The sequence below is a fragment of the Spiroplasma endosymbiont of Melanargia galathea genome (assembly GCF_964031075.1).
GTDB classification, from domain to species: domain Bacteria; phylum Bacillota_I; class Bacilli_A; order Mycoplasmatales; family Mycoplasmataceae; genus Spiroplasma_A; species Spiroplasma_A apis.
Genome location: NZ_OZ035000.1, coordinates 447,875 through 473,873 on the forward strand (window position 1 = coordinate 447,875; position 25,999 = coordinate 473,873).

Sequence of the window (25,999 nt, forward strand, 5' to 3'; positions counted from 1 at the left end):
TTATTTACAATTATTTATTTTATTTGGTGTATTATTGTTTGTAGGTTGCTAACATAAAAAAAATATCAAAAAAGTTTTAAAATTTATTGACACAAATGTATTAATGATATATTATCTACTTGTGTTTGATTCGCGGGTGTAGTTTAATGGTAGAACTTCAGCCTTCCAAGCTGACTGTGAGGGTTCGATTCCCTTCACCCGCTCCATTATGAAAGTTAACCTCAATATGAGGTTTTTTTATTTATTAATTGGAAAGGTAAGTTATGAAAGAAAATAAAAAGCAAATAAATTTTATAAGAGAGTTTAATAATGATAGAACTAACTTTTTATTAAGTATTTTATTCGTATCTATCGAATCACTGATCCCTGGAATCACAATTTGAATTCTTGTAGGGTTTGATTTTGGTGTAACAATGAACCAAAATTTACCACAACCAGTAATCGGTTTTGTTGCACTTATTTGTTTTGTTTATTTTCTTTATACTTTTTTATCTACAACAATCTTTTATTTTTGTAAATTTCATAAAGCTGATAACTTTACATTCTCGATCACAATTACCGTAGCAATAATAACTGTTATTTTGATTGGATATAAGTTACCTAATAAAAATGTTTGAATTCTAGTCAAATTCATAATAGTGGTAGTGGCAATTATATTAAGCATGAGTATTTCTGTTTTTACTACATTAGTTTTTAAAAATTATGAACTTCGACGAAAAGAAAATTTAGAGATCATGTACAAAGCATGAAAAAATGGTGACAAAATACCAACTAATAAAGAGATAAAATTAAGAAGGTACGAAACTTACATCTTCAAAAAAAATAAGAGACAAGAAGATTTACAAAAGTTTAAACAGGAACTAGATTATAAAATCAACAAACAACTAGAAGAACGTGAGAACAAAAAAAATCAAAGAATCAAAAATATAAATGATAAACTTGATGAAAAAGAAAATAAAAAAAGAAATAAAAAAAATAGTAACTTTAAATAGTTACTATTTTATATCTTTTCTTTCTTTAAGTACTTTGTATTTTATTTTTGCAATTTTGTAATATATTTTTTCCTTAGTTTTTTCATACATATAATTAGCTCATAAAGTCCACAATAAATCTTGATATTTGATAACAAAGTTTAAAATATGCATTTCATTTTTCTTTAAAATCCCCTCATTTAAACATTCTTCAATAAAAATATTAACAAAGTCATCGTTACTAGAACAAGTTTCTGTAATGAAACTTGCTATATCAAAGAACTTATTATTTAACATAACGAAGTCGTAATCTATCAATATTAACTCTTGGTCATTAATTAAGATATTTCCTGGAACCAAATCATTATGACTAATAACTTGTTCCAAGTTATCGATGATTTTCAAATTTTGCTTAATTAATTCATATTCTTGAGTTAAGTTATAAAACATTGTTTTGATACCATTATAAAAAAAATCTAAAAAAAACTCATAATCAAAGTTTTTTATATTTTTTTTATTGACATCAACTTCATGCATTTCCTTAATAGCTGATGCAACCATTTTGAGATGATTTTCTTGAAGTCCAAGTTCCTCTATTGCAAAGTGATTTGTTAAAATTTGAAATTTTGAGGTTAGTTCTCCATTTTCAAATGAAAAAGCTGCAGGTTTTAACATAATTTTTTGATCAGCATCGATAAACTCTAATAATACGTTTTTTTCATTTTTCTTATCTAGATACTCTATGGTTATTGGTTTCGATTTTTTAACTATGTAGCCTTTTTCAACAGTTATATCATTTGTTAACCCCTTGTAAGTTTTTTTCATTTTTGCCACCTCAAGTTAATGTTATTCTATATAATCTAAAAAAAGAGGGAAATATGAAAAAAATATGAATGGCAACTAATAATGAAGGAAAAATAAAAGACTTTAAAACTATACTAACTGATTATGAAATTAAGACTTTAAAAGACTTGGATAATAATATTGATATTCCTGAGAATGAAAACACTTTTGAAGGCAACTCATTAGCAAAAGCAAAGTACTTAGCTAAAATTGTTAATGAAAAAGTTATAGCAGACGATTCTGGAATTTGCATTGATAATCTTGATAATTTTCCAGGGGTTTATTCTGCAAGGTGAGCTAAACCATTGACTGATTGGTCCAAGATAAACGATAAGTTATTATCTAAATTAGAAGAAGCAAATTTATTGGCACCAAATGACAGAAAAGCTCACTTTATTTCATGCATCACATTTTTAGATGAAAAAAACAATATTCATAAAACATTTGTTGGTAGAGTTGATGGCATTATATCATTCGAGCAAAAAGGCGAAAATGGTTTTGCATATGATAAGATATTTATTCCTAATGGTTATACTAAGACTTTTGCGGAAATGACATTTGAAGAAAAAAACTCTATATCACACAGACGACAAGCAATCGAACTGATGAAAAATTTTTTAAAAGAATATAACAAAGAAAATTAATATGTAGAAAAACCTTGAAACTTGTTAAAATATTAATAAGTAATTCGAAAAGTTATTAAGATATTTTATAATGATAATCGTAGAGAGTTTCTAGCTCTCTTTTGTTTTGGAGGAATTATGCGTAAATTAAATGTTGTTTTATATGAACCAGAAATAGCTGCAAATGTTGGGGCAATTATGAGAACATGTGCATTAATTGGGGCTAAATTACACTTAATCGAACCTTTTGGTTTCGTATTTGATAAAAGAAATTTTCTTAGAAGTAGTGCAAATAATTTTGAAGGGTGCGAGTTTGCTAGATATGAAGATTGAGATGAGTTCATCAACATAAATCAACCAAAAGAATTATTTTTTATGACTAGATATGGAAAAAAACCGCCATCTTCTTTTGATTTCAAGGTAATATCTGAAAGCATATTTTTAGTTTTTGGTAGAGAATCTACTGGAATTCCAACAAATATTCTAAAAGAGAATCTTGAAAGATGTTTTAGAATCCCTATGTTATCAACTGGTAGAAGTTTGAATATTGCAAATAGTGTAGGGATAGCATCTTATGAAGTATTAAGACAATGAGATTATGAAGGTCTTAGCCTAGTAGAAGTTGAAAAGGGCGAGGATTATTTAGAAAGATAAATTATAAAAAGGTATAATCAAAAAGCGAGGTAAAAAATGAAATTTTCAGATTTTGGATTTAAAAAATTCTTAAATGATGCATTAGAAAAAATAGGATTTGTTAGTCCTACAAAAATACAAGAAAAGGTAATACCTTTACTTAAAAAACATAAATCAGTGATTGCTCAATCACATACAGGGACTGGAAAGACACATTCATTTTTACTACCTATTTTGAACAACATTGATTATGCAAGTAAAAAAACACAGTTTGTAATAGTTACGCCAACTAGAGAACTTGCAAGACAAATTTATAAAAATGTTAAAGAGTTATTAGAATTTAACTCTGAAAGCTCAGTTGCCTTGTTTGTTGGAGGAGATGACTTCGAGAAACAAACTATATCTTTAAAAAATAAACAACCATTAATAGTGGTTGGGACACCAACTAGGTTAAAAAACTTGTATGAGCAAAATGCTTTGCAAATTACAACAGCTAAAAATGTCGTTATCGACGAGTGTGATATGATATTTGACCTAGGTTTCATTGATGAGTTGGACTTCATATTATCTAAAATGAATGAGAATGTTTCAATAAGTTTATTTTCAGCAACTATTAGTAATGGTTTGAAACCATTTCTATCAAAATATCTTTCTAAAGCTATTTTTATAGAGAGTACTGAAAAAAAACCAAGTAATAAAAATATTGAACACGTTCTAGTATGAACAAAAAACAAAGAAAATAAAGATGTACTTAAAATAATCGTAGATTCAATCAATCCATATATTGCAATGATTTTTGTAAATAAAAAAGATCAAATAAAAGAAATAATTTCATGACTAAATGAGTTTGGTATAAAAAATGTTGGTGAATTACACGGAGATTTAGATGCTCGTGTAAGAACAAATATGCAAAAGAGAATCCAAAATATGGAGTTTAAATGAATAGTTGCAAGCGATGTTGCATCCCGTGGTATGGATATTGATGGTGTTAGTCATATAATTTCGATAGATTTACCAAAAGAATTGGAATATTATGTTCACAGGAGTGGAAGAACAGGTAGAAATAACTATACTGGTCAAAGTTACATTTTATTTAATTCAAATAACCAACACCAAATCGATACTTTGAAATCAATGGGGTTCACTTTTACAAATAAAAAACTTGTACAAAACGATTTAGTTGAAATAACTCAAAAAAGTAAAAAGAAAGTTATAAATAAAAATAATCCAGCTAACATCGAAGAACAAAAAATAATCAGCAAATATAAAGCTAAATCAATTAAACCTGGATACAAAAAGAAACGTAAGGCAGAAATCGATAAAATTAAGAAAGACATCCGAAGAAAACATATTAAAGAATCAATTGCTAAAATTAAAAAAGCAAAATACAAAAAAAGACGTGAAGATTTGTTTGACAATTAAAAAATTACAATATTAAAGTTTAAAAATGAACTTATATGTTCTATAATCATAATATTTAAAGGGGAGCAATTATGGATATAACAGAAAGAATTAAAAAGCTGATCGAGGTACTTTCTTATCAAGTTTATGAAAAAGAAACAATTTTCAAATTAGCAATGTTAGCACTCTTGGGTGAAGAGTCTATTTTTTTACTAGGTAAGCCAGGTATAGCAAAGTCGCTTATATCTCGTAGAATGAAATTCGCAATTAAAAACGGGAAAAATTTTGAGTATTTGATGAGTAAATTCTCAACTCCAGAAGAAATATATGGTCCTATTGATCTTAAGTTACTTAAAGAAGGAAAATATGTTAGAGTTATTGATGGTTTCTTACCATCAGCTAATGTTGGATTTTTAGACGAAATTTGAAAAGCTGGACCAAGTATTCAAAATACACTTCTTACAATTATTAATGAGAAACTTTTTAGAAATGGACCAAATGATATTAAGGTACCTTTGAAATTATTAATTTCAGCATCAAACGAACTACCAGCAGAGGGTGAAGGATTAGAAGCCCTTTTCGATAGATTCATTATTAGATACATTGCAGAGGGTTTAAAAAGTGAAAATAACTTTGATGATCTATTAAATTCAGATTCTGCATTAGATGTTGATGTTGATCCAAGTCTACAAATCTCAATTGTTGAATTAGAGGCTTGAAAAAAACAATCTAGACAAGTCAATATGAGTAGAAAAACTTTAGACTTTATACACTATTTCAGAAAAAAAATGCAAAAAGACACAAATGGAGAAGCTTATATATCAGACCGTAGATGAAAGAAAATAGCTGGTTTGATGAAAACAAGTGCATTTTTTAATGGAAGAGGGGAAACTGACATCCCAGACTTATTCGTTATTCCTTTTTGTATATGAGATAATGAAGAACAAGAAAAAACCTATAAAGAAATCTTTTTCCAAGCATTTTTGGATCAGTTTGGTTTAGATTGAAGAAATGAAAAAAGAAACTTATTAAATCAACTTGATACAATTAACTCTCAAATTGGTCAAGTAGAAGCACAATATTTAAGATTAACTCCATACGACTCTCCCTTTAGAGGAAAACTTATTGGTACCTATTACTTAATTAACTTTACAGACGGTGGTGACAACTACAGATATTGTTTTATTTCCGCTGCTGACTGAAATAAAATAAGTAAATTAACTAGTGAATCTTTCGAAGTGGAACTACACTTTGGACCAAACATAAATAAATATGTTGGTAGCCAAGTTACATTAGTTAAATCTTACAAATCTGATCAAATACTTTTTGTTAATGAAAACAAAAAGTATCAAGTTCAGAATGATAATCCTGGAGAATTTAATAATCAAATGATAACTTTAAGTCAAGAAGTTCAAGAAGTTGAAAAAAAAGTCTTAGAAGTTTCAAAGAAAATGTACAAAGAATATAAAAAATATACAGGTATGAATTGTATTTTCTTTGAAGATATTTATAACGAAAAAATATCTGAAGCATTTGATACTTTTAATAAGAAAACTTCTAACGAAGAAAAATCAGACATCGAAATTGAACAATATTAATCGTTAAAAGAGGGTGGCATTATGGAATTTGATATAGAAAAACCTAAAAGTGAAATAAACAAAGAGCTTGAAAAGTTAAGAAAGAAAGATCTTCACAACAGCGAATTTTTGTTATTCAAAAAAAACCATGAACATGCCGCAGAGCAATTAGATGATAAAATTAATAATTTTTATAGCGCCTCTAAAATGTCGACTATCAATCAAATAAAATTACCTGAACCAATTAGAAAAGAAATTGTCTATTACAACTTTATTTCCGATAAATATGATGAAGTAAGTTTTGCTAAGAATATCAATGTAATACAAACAAAGTTGATGGAGTTTGACTCTCCATTTTCAACATATATTGATACAATGAAATGAAAAATTGATAATGGCTATGTTGAACTAAGAGGACGCGAATGGTTAACTGAATTTTTTAGTACTTGAACATTTATGTTAACTAAAAGAATAATAGATTTTCGTATGAAGACTGTCGAAGATTTGCGCTATAACTATTTAGTTGAAATTTATTCTATAATAAAAAACTACGGAAAGTATGCCCGTATTTATAAAACTATGTATGACGTTTTTGGTAAGGTTGCAAATATCGAAGATGAATTAAAAAATCAAAATATAGAATCAATCTCTAGATTCACTGAGTTCCTTTTTAAAGATCCATCAATTCTAAAAATTGCCGAAATGCTTGGTAGGCTTAATGGTGAAGATGACAAAATGGAAGTAAACATTACTGAACAAATAACAACTTACCCTACAGAAGTTAAATTACCTTATAACCCAGAAGAGTTAGTTGGTATAACAATGTCAAAAGATATTGAAAGATTATTACCAATGGAGCTTGCAAATCTTTTTGATGAAGATTTAGAAATTATATTTTTTAAAAAGTTTGTTGAATCACAATTACAATCATTTTTGTTTGAGTCAAATGAAAGAATTATTGAGCATGAGATTGAAGAGGTTGAATACGAAGCTCCAATTCCATTAGAACAAGGAAAGTTTATAATTTGTATAGATACTTCTAGTTCGATGGAAGGTGCTGGTGAATATATCGCCAAAGCATTATCAATGGCGGTTGCAAAAGTAGCTTTAAAAGAAAACAGGGATTTAATTTTTTTAAACTTTGCAAATCAACATGTTGAAGAATTCGTTGTCAAAGCAAGAAATGTAAATATTAAAAAAATGTTAGAGTTTCTTGCAAATTCATTTTATGGTAGAACAAACTCTGTTCCTGCTTTTCAAAAAGCAATACAAAAAATGACAACCGAAGAATTTAAAAGAGCTGATCTTCTAATGGTTTCAGATTTCATGATGGATTCTGTTCCAAATAAAACTAGACTACAAATTGCTAATTTAAAAGAAAACTATAATAGATTTCATTCCTTAGTGGTTGGTACAATGCCAAATGTTGAAACACAAGAAGTTTTTGATAATGTTATGTACTATGATCCTAACGACCCTTATGCAACTCAACAAATTGTAAAATCATTAAATGAAACTTTAAGAGACCTAAGAGAACTTAAAGAAGAAGAAGTTGCTTATCGTGATGAGCAATTAGCTGAAATGAATGCTATTAGAGATAAAAAAAGAATGCGAGAAGTTCATAAGACTTCACCAAAATTTAAAAAATTAGAAAAAGCAAAACAAAAAGCTCAAGAGTTAGAGAAAAGAAATAAAGAACTATTTGGTTAAGTTTCTTTGAGGGGATATATATGGAAATTAGAGAAAAAGGAAACTTGATAATTCTTTATTTTGAAAAAAATGAAGATTTGTTTTCAATGCTAAATAATGTCGTTCGTGAATATATGATAATCGATGCAAAAATAACTGGCTTTGGTTTTTTTAAAAGAATGGAGTTTGGTATTCTAACTCAAACAGAACCACTTTTTTTTGGTAAAAGTCTTGTAGAAAAGTTAGTGACAGTATCAGGGGTTCAAGGATTGATTGATAATCGAGATGTCTCAATTATGTTTCACGGAGTTGACGCAGAAAAAAATAACTACAATGGCAAATTATTTTCTGCTGAAACAATTGAGTCGTTTGTTATGACTTTAGATATTTTGAAAACCGAGTAATTAATATTTTTAAAGTAAATAATAATCGTTTAGAAGTTTGTATTTATTTTCCGCAAATAATTATTTGTTGAAAAAAATCAACCCCTTTTATCGATTTTTTAGTATAATAATAATAATCTTTATATATGTTAAACATACTATAGAGGTAAAAAACGGAAATTATGAGGTGACACAAGATGATCGGAATTATTTCGACAGCCTACTTTACAGTTAAAGATCGTCCTGGAATTAGAACGGTAAAAAAATACTGATGAAGAAATATGGTTATTCAACATGTTAAATATAGAGGAAAATTTTTTGTTATAGCTACTATCGGATATGGTAAAGCAAATGCTGCTATGGCAATTACATACTTAATGGAAGAATACCCAGGTTTAGAAACAGTACTAAACGTAGACTTGGCATTATCAACAAACGACAAATTTGATACAACAGATACAGTTATGGCAACTAAATTTATTTATAGAGATGCAGACTTGACTGTTTTCAAAGATATTAAATATGGACAAATTGTTCATGAACCAGAAGCATTTACTTTCAACACTGAATTTGTAAATGAAGTAAAAAACTTCAAACTTGGAGTTTCAGATGGGATTGTAGGAACATCAGATATGTTAATCTACAACTCAAAACAATTTAAAGAAATGGTTGACAAATATGGTCAAACTATTGATGTTATAGATACAGAAGCTGGAGCATTAGCTCAAGTTGCTAAAAAATCTAGTGTAAACTTTGTTGCAATGAAAATTATGTACAACAATGCTTTATCTCCATGAGATAACGATCCACTACACAAATTTAAAATCTATGAAACTGCAAATACATTAAAATACTTATTAGCAAGATTATTCAACTTATTATCATCAAGATATGTGTTAGACTTCACAAAAAACTCAATCGATGAATTAGAAGTAATTAACGAGTTATTTGAATTAGAACACGATTCATGAGTTAAACGCTTTAAGGGTGATGTAGCTTCAATCATTTCAGGTATGGGACCATCAGTTATGTTGGTTGACAAAAAAAGTCTTAAACCAGAAGCACTTGACATTGTTGAAGTTATGAAATCAAAAATTGAGGATGAAGGTCCATCAAAAGTTATTTTAGGAGAAGATGAGTGAAAAAATGCTCCTAAAAAATGATTACGTAAATTAATGTTCTTACAAAATATGCATGTTAATGATGATGAATTATTATGAAATAAATCAGCTAAATATGATGTTAAGAAAAGTAAAATAAACTCAATCGAAGAAGTTTCAAAAGCTATTGCTAAAGCAATTGCAGAACGTTCTCAAGATAAATCTTCATATACTTATGATGGTGCAACAGTTAACAAAAAACACTTGTTAGTAACTGTTGATGCTGCTATCTCTTTCTACATTACTCACAACCAAACTCACGAGTTTGTAGAAGGTAGAAAAAAAGGTTCTAGTCTTGTTGCTAACGAGTTCATTAAACACTTAAATGAACAATTAGCAGATGTTGACTCACCATTTGAAAAAATAGTTGTATACATTAAAGTTCCTGCAATGGGAGCAATCAAAATTCCTGTATTTATCGAAACTAAATCAAAAGCCAACCAACCAGTTGTTTTTGGTGGATTCTCAGCAAAAGATCAAAAAGATTTCACTGTTGTTGATATTACAAGAAATGATTATGACCCATTGAAAGTTGGTTCTTTCAAAGTTACAATTCGTTTGAAAACAAAAGGATAATTACAAAATAAAATCACTTTATGTGATTTTTTTTATTTGTTTATGTTATTTTTATATTAAAGGTGGCCACAATAATGAGTAAAAAAACTTTAATTGATAATGATAAAACGGTTGAACTCGCTTTTGAAGAGTTATTAGAATTATCAACAATGGAGTTAGAAAATTTAAGTTTCAGTATTGAAACTAATTCTAAAAAAACACCACAACCTAATAAAAATTCTTATGATAACTTATCGGGAATTCAAAAGATTATTTTTGACGCGAAAAATAAAAATACTAATATCAAAAAAGAAATAAAATATACGCCAGAGTCTAGTGATGAAAGGGAAATTATAATGCGTGCAAGCCAAAAAGGTAAATCTGCTTATGATTCGGATGTATTAAGAGAATTGATATTAAATCGACAAAAACAAAAAAGAAACTCAAATAATTTGTCAAGTTTAATAAATGATGTTAAAAAAAATAAAGATGACTATAATAAATAAAAAAAATATTAAAACATAAATATTTATAATACAATACTTGTAAATAAAAAAGAAGGAATTTTGCAAAATGAATGATGATATCTTAAATGACAAAGCAACTAAAACTTTAGAAGATTTGGTTATTGATGAGCCAAAAGAATCATTTCATTCAAAAAGCGAACAACGAACAATAAAAAAAGCAGCAAAAGAACTAGCTAAAAACGAAGGTAACACTATAGAATTAAGTAATATTGAAAGCATAGTTATGTCCAAAAGGGAGCAAAGGTTATTAGTTCAAGAGTACTTCAAAAGTAAATTTTGAAGAGAACTAGGAAAACTAGCATTAGCTGCCCTAATGATCACCATAACTTTTGACTACTTTATTTCTGCAACTGGTAGAACAGGTTTATTTCCCGCTGGAGTTGGTGCGATTGCCCGTTTTCTGGCAATTTTAACTTTCCCAACCGACATTGGACTTCAAAGTTCATTTTATTTCATTTATTACTTTACAATAAACATACCATTGATGATTTTTGGATACTTTAAGCTAGGTAAAAAGTTCACTTTTACTACTGTTTTATTTATAATTTTGCAAATAGCATTTGACCAAATCCTTCAAATCATACCATTTTTCAACCCAACAGATTTTCATATAATTATTAATTTTTCTCTAATTCAAAACCTTTCAAATTCTTGAAATACTTCTATATGGTTATTTATTTTTGGATCTTTAGGGGGAGTTTTGTTAGGTGCTTCATATTCAATTGTCTATAAAATCGGTTCCTCATCAGGAGGAGCAGATTTTTTAACTATCTTTTTCTCAAAAATTAAGAATAAACCAGTTGGTAATTTAAATAGGAATGCTAATTTCATGATATTAGGTTTCATAATCATAATGAACTCAATCATTCTACCAGCTAGTATGTTGAGTGCAGAACAAAAGATGAATGCCTTGTACAATCTTTCAGTTGATGACGCTTTTCAAACTTACACAAAGGATGGTAAAAACCTAATAGAGTCATTATTTGAATATGTTCTTGGTAAAGACAATCGTGGACCAGCATATTTGGACCCTGCATTCTCAAAATATTTTGATTTATTGGGAGATGCAAAAGCAAAAGAAATTTATAGTGTTTCAGAATTAATTGATTATTTAGTAAGTAAGCAACCTGATAATAATTACCTATACCGCTATTTAGTTCAATTAGCTTGCAACAACGGTTTTGGTGAAAATCTTGCTGGTTGAACACTAGTAAAAGTGAAATTAACTTTTATATTTGGTCCATCATTGTTTGCATCAATTGTCTTAATTTTGTGCAGTTCAGCAACAACAAATGCACTATATCCTAAATTTAAACTAAGAACATACTTAATTACTACTAACCAACCAAAAGAAATAAACAATTTTTTCCTAGAGCGTGGTTTTCAAAATGATATTGTAACTTGAGATGGTACTAACCGAATAAATAAAAACTACTTACACAGAAGTGTTATTATGGTTGCCATGTCAGTTATGGATTGAGATTCCTTAGAAAAAGAAGTTTTTCTAATTGATCCACAGGCTAAAATTAACATTTTAAAAACGAAGGCTGTTAAAGGAATATTTAACTACGAAATCAAGAAAAATGACGAAAGAGATTTCATTCATAGAAAAATAAACTCTGATGAAATGGAATTGGAAAAAATCAGACAAATAGCAATTGTAAAACTTAATAGAGAAACCGAAAGACAGAATCGTAAAAATAATAAGAAAAGAAGAGATAACATAAGCCTCGATAAAAACGGTTTTGTAAGGGCAAATAAGCACAAAAATAACCGTATGACTCAAAAAGATATCTATGATGAATAAAGTGTAGTTCTTATAACAAAAATAAGATTTTATCATTTCTTTAAAAATTTTTGTTTATAATAAATAAGTATGGTGATTTGAATGTGAAATAATTATTTACAAGATATTATTTATAAAATGTTAGAAATAAAACTCATTGAGGTAAAAAAACAAATAAAACAAATCACAATTGTTGATATATATGACTATTTAAAAAATGTCATTTTTAAAAAAAATAAAATAAGGGATGTTAATGATGCTTCTTTCTACATAATGAATATCAAAGTTAATAAGTTGTTTGAATACATGAACATAAATGTTTTATTGGATAAAACCAATACGATAGAAACAGATTTAAAATCTATATTAGAGGGATAAGTGGTCAAAGTGAAAAAAAATCAAAAAACAAATCAAAAAAATATTAATAAAAATGTTTTTAGGTTTTTAACAATTTTCTTATTATTATGTTCATTAGCACTTGGAATTTTATTTAGTACATGACGTTTTTCAAAAGATTACAAGCTAGGTAATGACTTTAGGGGTTATTATTCAGCGTTGGTTTCAGTTGATAACGTAAATAATGAAAAAAAAGCCAATAACCAACCTAATGGTGATGCAAAAGAGGCAGCCAAGGTATTAGAACAAAGATTAAACCCTATGGGTACAAATCAAATAATAATTGAAACTGCTGGTTTGAATTATTTAAAAGTTTTGTCACCAATAGAAGCATATAAAAACAAAATTGTTTTCCAAAATCAAATTCAAAGAAAGGGTGGAGCCATCCTTTTAAATGAAGAGTACAAAGATTTACAATTCAAAGATCAAGAGAGAACTGGGATTAATGATTTTTTCTCAAGTGCTAAATCTACTTCTATAACTACAGCTAGAGGTAAAAACCCAGCTGTGTCATTTGAATTAAAAGGTTCAAACTTTTCTTCTTTATTTAAAGCAGAAGAAGGTCAAACATCTGCTAAGTTAAAAATGTCAGTATTAATTGATGCTGATGGTTTTTATAATGATATTAGAAACTTCTATAATTTAGTTGAGGCTGATAAAAATGAAGAAAAAGTAAATCTTTACTTCGAACAAATAATCGAACCATTTAGAAATATTTATAAAAATAGCGAGACAAGTGACAACGCTAAGAAAATATTAGCTGACTTTTTTAAAGGTCGTTATACAATTACAACTTCTGGGAATAATAAATCTTATTATTATGTTAATTTACTTAACGAAAGTTTTGATAGAAAAACTTTTTTAGACCACTTTAGTGATTTTGAATTTCTATCAGATACTTCTGGGTATGTTTATGATCCCAATGCTAAGACTGATGATTTCAAAGAAGGTGGGAAATATGCCGAAGACGTTATTGGTTATTCATTATCAAGCGGTAATGACCACAGTACAAAATTAGGTAAAGTAAATGAATTATTCAATGAGTTTAACCCTGTTATGGCTAAGTTCCTTAATACAAATGCTAACTCATTGAATAAAAAGATTTATAATTCTTTAACAAATTACTTCTTATTTGATGGTACTGCTTCAAATAGTGGAAAATTAAATGAAGCTTCTACATCAGTTAATGGTGCTTATGGTTATATAAAAGATAATCATTTTATTACAGAGTATCCTAAAGATCCTGAATCTAAAGCTAAAATGGGTGCATCTGTATTTAACGCTTCTACAAAAGGTTTTGTTTTCACAGTAAACGAAATTTCAGAAATATCTGGTTCAATTACTAGTTTGATGCTTTCATTCGCTATCATATTTATGGGTGTTATCGCCTTAGCATTGATGATTTATATAGCCTTTTTATATAGGGTATTAGGTATTTTCATGATTGCAATAATATTAGCTATTACAGGCCTTACATTGTTATCTACTACTTGATTTGGACTAACTTTAGGACCCGAAACAATCATTGGAATAATTTTAATTATCGCTCTCAACCTTGAAATATTTGTCCTTATATTTGAAAATATTAAGTACAATATTTTCAATAAACAAAGGGGAGTCAAGACAAGTTTCAACATTTCAATTAAAGAAAACCTTGGTATTGCCATTGATGTTATAGTTGCCCTAATTGTGCCAAGTATTTGTTTATTTTGAATTACTTCTAATGCACTTCAGTCATTTGCAATAATAATCTCAATGGGGATGGCTTTCTCAATATTGTTGACAGTTTTATTTGCTGTAATCTTATTCAAAATGTTAATAAATACAAATATATTCAATAATAATTTATGATTATTTGCATTAAACACTAGTTTCGCCAAAAATGGTAAACCGTTGTTAAATTACAAAATATACACTTTGAAAAATAAAATTCAAAAGCTAGATTATGCAACAATTAATGATAAAAAAATTGAAGTTTTAGAAAGACAAAAGTCTTCTTTAAATGACTCAGTTCATTCATTGTCAAGTAAAAGTCAAAAAGCTACGCTTAAAAAAATAGAGAAAATAGAAAAGAAATTATTAAATCTAAAGAGTTTCAAAATAGATTCAAAAGATATAGATAAGAGAAAAGCTTTACAAGCTAAATTAGCAACTTTAGAAACTAAATTAGCACAAAAAGAACAGAAACACGAAGAACTGCATGTATTAAAAGCTGAAAAAATAAAAGAGAAACATAACAAAAAAATAAACAAAAAAATAACTAAAATCAAAACTAAAATCTCTAAGTTAGATCAAGAAAAATATATTACTAAGATAAATAAATTAAATTTAGCTATCGAAGAACTAAATTATGTTTTGAACGATAATACAGAAACAATTATCGAGCAAGAAAGTGAAATAGTTACTTCAACTAGAGAAAAGTTGAAAGTAAAAACTTATGAAAAGGTTATTAAACACGGATCTAAACTACTCGCATTTATTTTAATTATTTTAACTTCAATAGCAGCCTTGGTTGGTGGTTTATGAGGACCTAATTATGACGCAACATTTGGTAACAGAACCGAGTATACAATTTGAGGAAGTAACATTGATGAGTTCTATCAAAATATCGAAGCGGTATCTAATAAAGATGAACCAAATAATGAATTAATAAATATTGCGAAAAACACAGTTGAAAACTTCAATGATTTTGAAATTGAGAATCCTAATCTAGAACCTAGTTCATCTAAAAGACAACTTAAGAAAACTCAATTAGTAAGTAATTTCATAGATACAGTATTTCTTAACAAAGAATATGTAAACTACCTAGCGAATACTACAAATGCGATAACTACATATGTTAATCATAATCACAGTGTCTCATATGGTTCTAAATTTGAATATAATTCTAAAACATCTGATGAAGAAAACTATCCATGAATTTCTTTATCAGTAGCAACAACTAACTCAGAGCAATCATCAATTGCTAAAAACGTTTTCCAAAGAATGGGAATCAACATCTCGAATGCTCGTGAAGACAGAGGGTTTATTTCAAAAAGAATTAGACCAGCTACTATGCTATGAATGTCATTCCAAATGCTATGAACAGTTCTAGCTATTATATTAGGCTTATTAATTTATATATTGATAAGATTCAAATGAACATACTATATTGCGATGATTGTGGCAATCATATTAACTCCTGCAATTACCCTTGGTGCTATTGTTGCATTACAAATACCATTAGGAATGAGCTCATTAATATCTATTGTTGCTTCTATCTCATTTGTATGTATGGCATTATTTATAATTTTTGGAAAAGCAAGGTCATTAATTGTTTCAAAAGACGAAAAGAGTTTAAATGAATACTTCAAAAAAGAAATTGAATATTCATTTAACACTAAATCAGAAAAAAAACGTATCAAGGATGAACTTTTCTTAATTAAAGCAGATCTTAAATTAGCACTCAAAAGTAAAGATTTAACTGTTAAAGAAAAAAGAGAACTGTATGCACAGTTCAGTAAGACAAAACAAGAAAAATATTTATCATTCAAAGATATTAAAAAAGAAAACAAAATCAAAATTTCTAGAGTAGCAAAAGAGAATAATTACCTTAAAGAAGTGATGGTTCAAACGTTTAGGTTTGGTGTTAAACGAACTTATTTAATTGGATCGGTATATATAGCTGTTGCCTTACTATTGGCGATGACATTATCACCACTATTAGCATTTGGTATCAGTTTGATTATAGGTATATTATCATCGGCATTAGTTGTATTATTTGTAGCAATACCAATATGAATTGGTTTAGAACAATTAAGAATTAGAAATCATCTTTCAAGAAAACATTTCATCAACAACCTTAAAGTTTCTGGTGAAGAGCAAATTATTGAAGGTATAAATGATTAATAACTAGGAGTAATATTATGGATTTAAAAAAATATATTTGAGATGTTCAAGATTTTCCAATAAAAGGAATAACTTTTAAAGATATCACACCTGTCTTAAACGACATAGAAGCTTTTAAATATACTGTAGACCAAATGTCTGAATATGTTAAAAACAGAGGAGCAAACGTAATTGTAGCTCCAGAAGCAAGAGGATTTGTTTTCGCAAGTGCTGTTGCATATGTTACTGGTTGCCGTTTTGTTTTAGTAAGAAAACCAAACAAACTACCCAGAAAAGTAAAAGATATTAAGTATGATTTAGAATACGGTTCTGGTCATATTCAAATTCATGAGGACGATCTTAAAGCGAATGATAAAGTTGTTATCATTGATGACGTTCTTGCAACTGGTGGAACTATGGAGGCTATTATAAACTTAGTCGAAGATAGCAATGCTTCAGTTGAAGGAATTGTCTTTCTAGCTGATATAACTTCACTTCATAAACCAGAAATATTTGATAAATACGATTGAAAAACACTAGTTAGTTACTAAAAAAAGCCCTTATAAAGGGCTTTTTTTTATTAATAACTTATAAATAGAGTGGAAATGTTTTTTGTAACAATTCCTTGTCAAAATTTGATTATATTATTAAAATAAAGTAAATTCAGTTAATTAATCACTTATTATACAAGTTACACTATAATACAGACTAATTGAACTTTAATACTTACATAAAAAGTATGTGTTGAATTTACTAATAGAAGTGCAATTTATGGTATCTTAAATAAACTACTTATCTTCTGCGATAAATAATTTATTTGCATTTTTATTTGAATAATATTTTTTTATATACTAAATTTTGATAGGTGTAAAAAAACCACAATATTTTTTTACTATTTCATATTAACATTTACACTCAAAATAGCAACGGTTTTAAAAACAAACGCAATTTAGTAAATTAATACTAGAAAAAGTATATTTATTATTTATTATTTTTATTTTCTCAATAATTTAGTCTCTTTATTCGTGTTTTTTAATATTAATTTGTATGAAAACACATTAGTATCAATAATCATTTATCACCATTATAAACCTATTTGTAAATGGTTATTATTGTTTATTTCCTGTTATTTTACTAGATGATCAGCTTTGATGTATTCACAATACTAAAATAAACATCATTCACTTAGCTAATAATTTTTTTAAAATATAGATAAAATATTTGCTAAATTCAAATAAACCAACTATAATAAAATTAATAAGTCTAAAGCTAATTTAGTTATTGAACGTGAAGTAACCTAGCACTAGGAGTGGGTTGCTTATTTTTGTATTTTGTATTATAATATAGTTAATAAATTAAGGAGGTCGCGCATATGAATTATGTTTTTGCAGACGGTATGAATTTTTGAGTAGTTGACAGAAACTTTAACAGAGTAGCTAAGTTCACTAATTTCTCAGAAGCACAAAACTATGCTAACTCTTTAAATTTTCAATCTAAAGGTTTAAACACAAATTTCCAAGGAGGTTTTGGAAATAATGCAATTGCAAATTTTTTACCTAGTTCTTTCCCAACAATACAAAAAAATTTATTAGATTCACCTTATGGAATTGAAGCGAGAAATTTACCAGTTAGTTACGGTAACATAACAATTAATTGTTCACCATATCCACAATCAAGTCCGATAGCATATGGTCAACAACCTTTTGTACAACCTAAACAGTTTAGTGATTTTGTTCCTCAACAAATGCCTTTCTTGCAACAACCAATTAACCCAGTTCAATTTAATCAAGAGATTCCAAAACAAAAAGATCTTGATAGTGAACAAAAAGAAAACGACTATGTTGAAAGCAACAACAATATAAAATCTAAAAAATCAAAAGCTTCATTTGATGATTCTGATGACACATTAAATCTTCAAAGCTTGGATGATGAATTTGTTGTTAAACAAGAAAAAAAATTAAACAAGAAAAAAGAAGTTACTGATACAAATGATTGGATTGTAGAAGAAACCATGGAACCTCCAAGCGCTGGTGAACTTAGATTGTCTAAAAAAGACATCGATAACTTTTTGGAAAAAATGAAATCTTAAAACCAAACTTGTTTGGTTTTTTATTTTTTGGGCACTGGGGTAATTATAGACTTATTCACTATAATTAGTTATAATTAATCAAAGAAAAGCATTATTGAGAGGGGTGTCAAGATGTTCGAAGATTCAGGTAGTTTTAATTTTGTAGAATGTCGAGACGTTGAAATTTTAATAACTGAGATAAAAAAGTACATTCATAATCCAAAAATTATTGCAGAGATCAAAGAAGCTTATGACTATGCCGAAGAAAAACATAGACCTCAAAAAAGAAAAAATGGAGATCCATTTATAATACATCCATTATCAACAGCATATTATTTAGCTCAATGAAGAATGGGACCCAAAACAATAATTGCTGGACTATTACATGATGTCATTGAAGACACACCCGTAACATTTGATGAAATAGAAGAATTATATGGAAATGATGTTGCTGATATTGTTGAAGCAGTTACTAAGGTGAGTTATTTTACTAAAGAAAATCGCGCACAGATGAAAGCAAATTATTTGAGAAAACTTTTTGTTTCTATGATAAGGGATATAAGAGTTATTATTGTAAAAATCGCTGATAGAATGCATAACCTATTAACTCTTAAATATATGACACCAGAAAAGCAAAAAATCATTGCAAAAGAAACTCTGGATATATATTCAACAATCGCTCACAGGATTGGAATGAAGTCTGCGAAAAACCTTTTAGAAGACCACAGTTTTTATTTTTTAAATCCAGAAGAATTTGAAAAAATAACTCAGCTTTTAGAAGAAAGTAAAGAAGCAAGAACACAAATGATTAGTGAAATCATAAATGATATAAATAAAAGAGTGGAAAATGAATTAAAAGATGAACAATTAACTATTTTTGGTAGATCGAAAACAATATATTCTATTTATAAAAAAATGTCTATCTTTGGAAAGTCTTTCTCAGATATTAATGATATTTTAGCTGTTCGTATTATAACCAATACTGTTGATGAATGTTATAAATTATTAGGTTGAGTTCATCAAATGTATACGCCTTTATCAGGAAGGTTTAAAGATTATATTGCAACACCTAAAAATAATTTATATCAATCTTTACATACAACTCTAGCCAACAGGGACGGTATAATTTTTGAAGTACAAATAAGAACTAAGGAAATGGATGATATCGCTGAACACGGGGCTGCAGCTCACTGGAAATATAAAGAAGGCGAAGGAAATGTTGACGTAGCTACAAAACAAAGAGAAATAGATGAAAAAGTAGATATGTTTACAAGACTAATGAATCTTGAAAAACTAGCTTCTGATGGTATGGAAGTCGAATATAACGAAAGTGGAATTGGTAATCTAGAACAAGAAATTGAAGAAACTGTTAAATCAGACTATCTTGCTCCGTTGATATATATTTTAACCCCTGATGGTCATGTTGTTACGTTACCCTTTGGTTCTACAGTTTTAGATTTTGCATATAAAATACACACTGAAATTGGTAATAAAACAATCGGTGCAAAAATCAATGGGGTTTTCTCTCCTTATAATACAACCTTAAACTCTGGTGAAATGGTTGAGATTCAAACTTCAAAAGAAGCAGCTCCAACAGAAAAATGACTTCGTTTTATTAGAACTTCTACTGCCCGTAAGGCAATTGAAGCTTATTTAGCTGAACGTAAAAAAATAGAAGAAGAAAAAGAAAAAATAACTAATCAAAAAATAATTAGAAATACTAAAAGAGAAATCGATAGATACATTGTAGCTAACAATTTAAAATGACAGATAAATTCGATAGATGAAATTCAAAAGAAACTTAAAGTACTAGATTACAAGAATATTGATGCTTTCTTACTTTCTATTGGTAAAGGTGATTTTTCGATTCCTGAAGCCGTTGAAGTCGTTTATGTTTCTAAAGAAGAATTACGAGATGTTGAAAAAATTAATGATCTTAAAACAAGAAAATATATTTCTGTAAAAGGAAGAGATGACTTAAAAATCAATGGGATTGAACAAGTTAGTTGTTCAATTGCTCAATGTTGTTATCCAATTCCAATGGAAAAAGTAACAAGTTTTATGTCAAAAACTAAAGGAATACAAGTTCATAGGAGTGAATGTATTAATATTGTAAATATCAGGAAGGTCCACAACCTTTTACCAACTGAGTGAGTTCCAAAAAAAGTAGTTGGAAAAAAATACGCAACAAAAATTAGATTAGTAACCTACGATAGAGTCGGTATCTTGGCAGATATAATTCAAGTTTTTACAAACCGTAGAGTTAATATTACAGAAGCAAAGTTAATAACAGTGGAAGAAGAATTTTTAGGAAAAGGTAGTTTAATTATTGAAGTTGAAAATACTGAACATTTGAACCAAACTATGACAGCACTTGCTGAAATTGCTGGAGTTTCTAAGGTGACAAGAGCATTAACATCAGGAGATAATTTTGAATAATAATATTTATCAACCATTAACATAGTATTTATGAATTGTAAAAATATTAAGTTTAGAGGGTTTTATGAGAAATTTATTTAAAAGTTTATCAATCGAAATACAAACACGGGTATTATCATCACCAAAAAGAATTATTAAATTCTTTGGTGTATTAATAGTACCTTTTTTATATGCCTTTGTTTTAATCATGGCATTTTGAAATCCAATGGCAAATTTAGGAAGAGTACCAGCTTCTTTTTTGGATAACGAAGGAACATACTTTACCTATAAGAATTTAGCTGCTAAAAAATATGGTGTTTTAGTTGATAAAAATGGTAAAGTATTCAAAACTAAAGATGAAATAGTAAAAGCTAAGGATAGTAATAATCTTTATTTAAATACAACTAATGAAAATATTACTTACATGTATGATGATAAACTCACAAGTGAAACAAGTCTTTTTGATACTTTAATTAAAAACGGTGTATTTAAACCAAATGATGCGAATTACAAAAATAAAGAAGAAACAAAATGGTCAACAAAAAATCTATCAAATATTACATTTAATAATTTCAGCTACTTGCAAGGTGAGGAAGCAAAAAAAGAATATAAAAACAAATCCGATTTTGTGCAAGTTTATGTACCTGAGAATTTCTCTGCACATTTATTAAAAGAACTTTATGGAATATTATCGCACTCTATTCAATTAAAGGATTTTACAACAGAAAAACTTAAGTTATACACAACTTTCGAAAGAAATTATGTTGTAGGTTACTTTTTTGAAAATATATTAAAAAATAAAGATGCACTTATGGCAGGTATTTTAATACAAACATTACGTGAGTTTAGTGGATTATTTCCTCAATGAAGTGAAATAGCTGATAAATTAAAGTTAGATAGTTTCATTGACACTCAAAGTGGTGGTTCTAAAGAGGGATATTATGGAATTGGTTTAGGTCAACTATTTATAACTCTTGGACTATTTGTTGGTGCCTTTGTACAAACTTTCATTTACGATCGTGCAAAAAGATTTATTAAAGCAAATGCGATCCAATGGTATTTTTCAAAAACACTACTTATGTATTTGACTGGTGTTTTACAAGCGACTTTACTTTTAGCAACATTATCTTTGTCACCATTTAATATAATCGGTTCAAGTGCCTTATTATCAACCTGATTATGAATGTTATTCATAGAATTGATAATAGTTATTTGTGTACAAGCATTATGATTTAGTTTTAGAGACGAGACGGTTGGGAGATTTATGGTTATATTATATATGGTTATGAACATTTCGAGTGGTTGAGGAACTTTCCCTGCAATCTTGCAATTTGGTATCTTTCATTTTTTAAGTCATTTCGCAATATTTAGTTATTCCATTAGTGGATTTGGAGCTATTTTCTTTAGTATTAGCGAGAATGGTTTTAACATTATAGATACCTTGTACTTACTAAAACAAGCTGGTTTCTTGAGCTTATTTTTATTATTTTTTATAACCTTAGGAATTTATGGAGCAATTAAAAGAAATAGAGAGATTTGTTTTGGTACTTACAAAGGAAAACAAATAACCAATACTTTGGATATTTTAGAAATGGAAGAATATAAAAACAAATTCTTCACTAAGTTAGGCTTTTTTAAAATTTATAAATGACATAACATTAAACAATTAGAAAATAATGAAGAATTAAAAAAATACATTAATGAAAGTTATCCATGAGAAAAACAATTCAAATGATTTAAGAAAAAAGGTTACACTGATGTAAAAAAACCTAATGAGTCAGATAACGACATTATGAGTAGAAACGACAGCACTGAGGTTTAATAACATCATTTATTTGAAACCTATCCCCTAAGCCGTTTGGTAATTGGTAACTAAGAGTTGGTATTTTTGTGATATAATAAGCTTAGTAACTTATAAGGGGACGAAGTAATGAGAAGAGAAATGATTTATTTACCTATTCAAGAATTTGTTGATGCAAACTTGGATTTCAATTTAGCCTCAACAAGAAAAGAATCAGAGTATGACTTTAATTTTACAAGATGAAAAACATTGATTTATTCAAGTCAAAAACTTAAGTTTGTACTAAAGTATGCACAAGCAGTTCTACAATGATTAACAAAAGTTGTTGATGTTAAAAACTTTAATGTTTCAATTGATACAACAACTGTTGATAGATTCAACTTCTCTATTTATGAATTTGATAATCATATCTTCAACTGTACTTTATTTACTAATTTTTATTTAATACCAGAATCTGATTGATCTTCAAAAGTATTTGAAATGCATTACTCAAAATATGATTTGATTAATGGTGGACAACTAGTCTTGAATGACGAAGCAAGTTTTTGAAAAGGTGAATCTGGATTTGAAAAATTTGTTAATATGTTATATGCAATAATTAAAGAACCATATAAATTTGAAGACAAAAGTCCAGTTCAATGACAAGTTGATTTTAAAGATAAAAAATTATCTAGCTCACAAATTAGAATGCAAATAGCTTCATTAGTTAATAAAGGGGTAAGACCTGAAGATCCATACCTTACAATGGAACAAGCAGTTAAAATTGAACAAGGTGCTAATCCTGCACAAGTTGCAGAACAAGCTAAAAAAGAAAGCCAAAAACGTGAGGCAATTAACCCTTTATGGGATGAAGCAATTCAACTAGAAGAGAAATTCAAAGATTTAAACTATGCTATGAAAAAAGTTAGAGGTATTGAAACTAAAAATAATAAAAAAGGAAGAAGATAATAAAAAACTAAACAACCTTTTAAAGAAATGAATTAATTTAATTATTATTCTATTCATTTCTTCAAGGTTGTTTTTTATTTATAAAAATAATTTTATAAATTAAAATTACTATAACTTAATAAATTAATTTTATTAGATAGTGTATAATGAAAAAAGATAATAAAGTTGGTACTTTATTAGAACAAAATTTATTTGTATTTAATACAAAATTTTACTTAAAACTAATGTTTAAGAATGTACTAACTTTAAAAAATTCATTTATAACTTTATAAAAGAGACAATGAGTTTAATTTATCTACTGATTAAAGAGATAAAAAAATTATTAGAAACGGAGATCAAGTTATGCGTAAATATAACATCATTAAAAATAAGTTTATGGCATTTAAGAAACACAAAGTATTTACTTTTGGTACGTTTTTTGAATTATTTTGCGTGTAATGATGAAAACAGTTTTATAAAGGTTGTCAATTAATATCTAATAATTAAACCACCTTAATACAGAAGTAAATATAAATTTAATTAAAAAAATTAAATTTATATTTTTTTTATATTTTTTTATCAAATAGAAAACGAGGAGAATTAAATGAAGAGTATAAATGCAGAAAACCAAAGGATTGATCCTACTGAAAGTATGCAAAATCAAATTATTAACAAAAAAAGTAGAAACTCTGCAGCTTTTGATTTTTGAAGAGTATTCTCAATAGTCTTTGGAAATTCAATTGGTGTTGGAGTTTATCTAAAAAGTAAACAGGCATTGTTAGCAGCACATAACCCATATATTGTTTTAATTATTTTAGGATTAATGGCGTTTATTGGTATTTCAATGGTGTTTGTATTTATTGAGTTAGGAACTAGTGCAAAAAATAGATATCATACGCATACATGTTTTGCAGAGACTTTTATTGGAAGAAGAACAGGAAGTTTATTCTCGCTCTTTTATTCAATAATATATGTTCCTGTTTATGTTGGACTAATGGCTATAACAGTTTCTTACTATATTTTTAGAGTAATTGATGATTACCACAATAATGAAGCTTGAATCAATCCAGATACAGAAGCCTTCTTGATAATATTTATAGCGGTATTAATTATCTTTTTCATGTGTATATCAAATGCTCATGCTTCAAATGGATGATTTAAATATTTACATATATTTTTTAACAACTTAAAGTTTTTACCACTAGTTTTTGTCATCGGATTAGGTTTTTATGCAAAGTTCCATTTAAGTACAACAGCTTTCAATGAAGCAAATACTACACAATGAAAATTTAGTTATTTTATTCTTGTTATACCAATGCTTTTATTTGAACTAGATGGATTTATGTATGGTTCTAGTATTGAAAAAGAAATCAAACATAAAAAAATGTTAGTTGCTGGACAAGTTGTTGGTGTTATTTTAGTGGTAATGGTAAATATCTTATTTGCAGTTTCATTATATTTTGGAACATTAGATGCAGATTCATTTTCATTGATATCAGCAATTATTCCTAAAGATTGAGCATTATTTTGTAAGTTACTAATTGCAGTAGTTGTACTAGGATCGGTTGCTGGATTCACTAGTTTTGGAGTAATTAACTTATCTAGCACAACTGACAATAATGGTCCGCAATTAATATATTACAAACAAGGTAAAGCAATGATTTCACATAAAATGAGTGGTTATATAAATGCTGTTGTTATTTCATTAACTCTAGTCATTATTACAACAACTTCATGATTAGTTTATCGAAACTCACTTGATAGGACTAATCAAGTGAGTGATTATTACTATGTTGGTCAAGCAGTGACATTCTTGATTGACAAAATATCTGACTCAGTAGTTGTTATTGCTTTTACAACTTATTTAACTTTGATGGTGGCAGCACTTGTTAATCATAAGACCAAAAAAGTTGATGATGTTTTAAATGTCAAAGGTAGTGTTTATTATAATGTTATAGCTTCAAGTATTATGATTTTATTTTTGATATACATTTATTATGATATATTTAAAAAATTATGATCAGATGATGTTGGTCAAATATTACAACCAATATTTGTTATTATCTTTACAACATTGTTGTTATTAATTTTCTTAATAAATGAGTTGAGAATTTCAAAAGCTAACATAGATGAAAATGATTTTATATTAAAAATAAATCCTAAAAATTGAGGTAAATCTTATAATCGTTTAGAAGCAATCGAAAATTATAAAAACAAAAACAAAAGTTTCTATAGTAAATTAAATAGAAATTAAATTAAAATAATTAATTCTGGAGTGTTATACTCATAGAGTTGCAAAAAAATTTGGAGGTGAATACTATGATAACTGATAAGAAGATAAAGTGTAAATCAAAAATCAAAAACTTAAATTTAT

The 25,999-nt window shown here is 27.6% G+C and carries 20 protein-coding genes and 1 tRNA gene; 20 read left to right on the top strand and 1 reads right to left on the bottom strand.

Features of this window, described 5'->3' with window-relative positions; all coding sequences use genetic code 4:
- Positions 1–132: 132 nt before the first annotated feature.
- Positions 133–206 (top strand) — tRNA-Gly (locus tag AAHM92_RS02055).
- Between the two features lie 57 nt (positions 207–263).
- Positions 264–992, top strand: a complete 729-nt coding sequence (locus tag AAHM92_RS02060) for a DxFTY motif-containing membrane protein (protein WP_500222935.1) — start codon at positions 264–266, stop codon at positions 990–992.
- Positions 993–995: 3 nt separating this feature from the next.
- Here the strand turns inward: AAHM92_RS02060 and AAHM92_RS02065 are convergent, their stop codons facing one another.
- A complete protein-coding gene (locus tag AAHM92_RS02065; protein WP_500222937.1) occupies positions 996–1,796 on the bottom strand; it encodes a phosphotransferase in 801 nt (266 codons plus the stop codon).
- A gap of 53 nt (positions 1,797–1,849) precedes the next feature.
- Here AAHM92_RS02065 and rdgB point away from each other — a divergent pair, with 53 nt between their 5' ends.
- The 18 genes from rdgB (at position 1,850) to AAHM92_RS02155 (ending at position 25,879) form a co-directional block, all read left to right on the top strand.
- Positions 1,850–2,458, top strand: a complete 609-nt coding sequence (rdgB, locus tag AAHM92_RS02070; RefSeq protein ID WP_500222939.1) for an RdgB/HAM1 family non-canonical purine NTP pyrophosphatase — start codon at positions 1,850–1,852, stop codon at positions 2,456–2,458.
- A gap of 117 nt (positions 2,459–2,575) precedes the next feature.
- Positions 2,576–3,091, top strand: a complete 516-nt coding sequence (locus AAHM92_RS02075) for a tRNA (cytidine(34)-2'-O)-methyltransferase (protein ID WP_023789188.1) — start codon at positions 2,576–2,578, stop codon at positions 3,089–3,091.
- A 36-nt stretch (positions 3,092–3,127) separates the two neighbouring features.
- Positions 3,128–4,492 carry a DEAD/DEAH box helicase gene (locus tag AAHM92_RS02080; protein ID WP_500222941.1) on the top strand — a complete coding sequence of 455 codons (1,365 nt, stop codon included), beginning with the start codon at positions 3,128–3,130 and terminating at the stop codon, positions 4,490–4,492.
- A 71-nt stretch (positions 4,493–4,563) separates the two neighbouring features.
- Positions 4,564–6,069 (top strand): AAA family ATPase, encoded by a 1,506-nt coding sequence (locus AAHM92_RS02085; protein ID WP_500222943.1) that lies wholly within the window; start codon positions 4,564–4,566, stop codon positions 6,067–6,069.
- A gap of 21 nt (positions 6,070–6,090) precedes the next feature.
- Complete coding sequence (locus AAHM92_RS02090) at positions 6,091–7,758, top strand: vWA domain-containing protein (RefSeq protein ID WP_500222945.1); 1,668 nt, start codon at positions 6,091–6,093, stop codon at positions 7,756–7,758.
- A 20-nt stretch (positions 7,759–7,778) separates the two neighbouring features.
- Positions 7,779–8,141 (top strand): hypothetical protein, encoded by a 363-nt coding sequence (locus AAHM92_RS02095; RefSeq protein ID WP_500222947.1) that lies wholly within the window; start codon positions 7,779–7,781, stop codon positions 8,139–8,141.
- A 176-nt stretch (positions 8,142–8,317) separates the two neighbouring features.
- Positions 8,318–9,856 (top strand): cytoskeletal motor fibril protein Fib, encoded by a 1,539-nt coding sequence (gene fib / locus AAHM92_RS02100; RefSeq protein ID WP_500222949.1) that lies wholly within the window; start codon positions 8,318–8,320, stop codon positions 9,854–9,856.
- A gap of 74 nt (positions 9,857–9,930) precedes the next feature.
- Positions 9,931–10,341, top strand: a complete 411-nt coding sequence (locus AAHM92_RS02105) for a hypothetical protein (RefSeq protein WP_500222951.1) — start codon at positions 9,931–9,933, stop codon at positions 10,339–10,341.
- Positions 10,342–10,408: 67 nt separating this feature from the next.
- The gene (locus tag AAHM92_RS02110; protein WP_023789195.1) at positions 10,409–12,169 is read left to right on the top strand and encodes a YitT family ABC transporter; all 1,761 of its coding nucleotides are present in this window, start codon (positions 10,409–10,411) and stop codon (positions 12,167–12,169) included.
- Between the two features lie 81 nt (positions 12,170–12,250).
- Positions 12,251–12,526: a hypothetical protein gene (locus AAHM92_RS02115; protein WP_023789196.1), complete on the top strand. Its 276-nt coding sequence runs from the start codon at positions 12,251–12,253 to the stop codon at positions 12,524–12,526.
- 9 nt (positions 12,527–12,535) lie between these two features.
- Complete coding sequence (locus tag AAHM92_RS02120; RefSeq protein WP_500222954.1) at positions 12,536–16,432, top strand: protein translocase SecDF, variant type; 3,897 nt, start codon at positions 12,536–12,538, stop codon at positions 16,430–16,432.
- Between the two features lie 17 nt (positions 16,433–16,449).
- The gene (locus AAHM92_RS02125; protein ID WP_500222955.1) at positions 16,450–16,962 is read left to right on the top strand and encodes an adenine phosphoribosyltransferase; all 513 of its coding nucleotides are present in this window, start codon (positions 16,450–16,452) and stop codon (positions 16,960–16,962) included.
- Positions 16,963–17,783: 821 nt separating this feature from the next.
- Complete coding sequence (locus AAHM92_RS02130) at positions 17,784–18,500, top strand: hypothetical protein (protein WP_500222957.1); 717 nt, start codon at positions 17,784–17,786, stop codon at positions 18,498–18,500.
- Between the two features lie 111 nt (positions 18,501–18,611).
- Positions 18,612–20,918, top strand: coding sequence for a RelA/SpoT family protein (locus AAHM92_RS02135; protein WP_500222959.1), 2,307 nt, complete (start codon positions 18,612–18,614; stop codon positions 20,916–20,918).
- A gap of 64 nt (positions 20,919–20,982) precedes the next feature.
- Positions 20,983–22,719 carry a hypothetical protein gene (locus AAHM92_RS02140; RefSeq protein WP_500222962.1) on the top strand — a complete coding sequence of 579 codons (1,737 nt, stop codon included), beginning with the start codon at positions 20,983–20,985 and terminating at the stop codon, positions 22,717–22,719.
- A gap of 108 nt (positions 22,720–22,827) precedes the next feature.
- Positions 22,828–23,646 carry a hypothetical protein gene (locus AAHM92_RS02145; RefSeq protein ID WP_023789204.1) on the top strand — a complete coding sequence of 273 codons (819 nt, stop codon included), beginning with the start codon at positions 22,828–22,830 and terminating at the stop codon, positions 23,644–23,646.
- 146 nt (positions 23,647–23,792) lie between these two features.
- Positions 23,793–23,918 (top strand): hypothetical protein, encoded by a 126-nt coding sequence (locus AAHM92_RS02150; RefSeq protein WP_500222964.1) that lies wholly within the window; start codon positions 23,793–23,795, stop codon positions 23,916–23,918.
- 311 nt (positions 23,919–24,229) lie between these two features.
- Positions 24,230–25,879 (top strand): amino acid permease, encoded by a 1,650-nt coding sequence (locus AAHM92_RS02155; protein WP_500222966.1) that lies wholly within the window; start codon positions 24,230–24,232, stop codon positions 25,877–25,879.
- Positions 25,880–25,999: the final 120 nt, after the last annotated feature.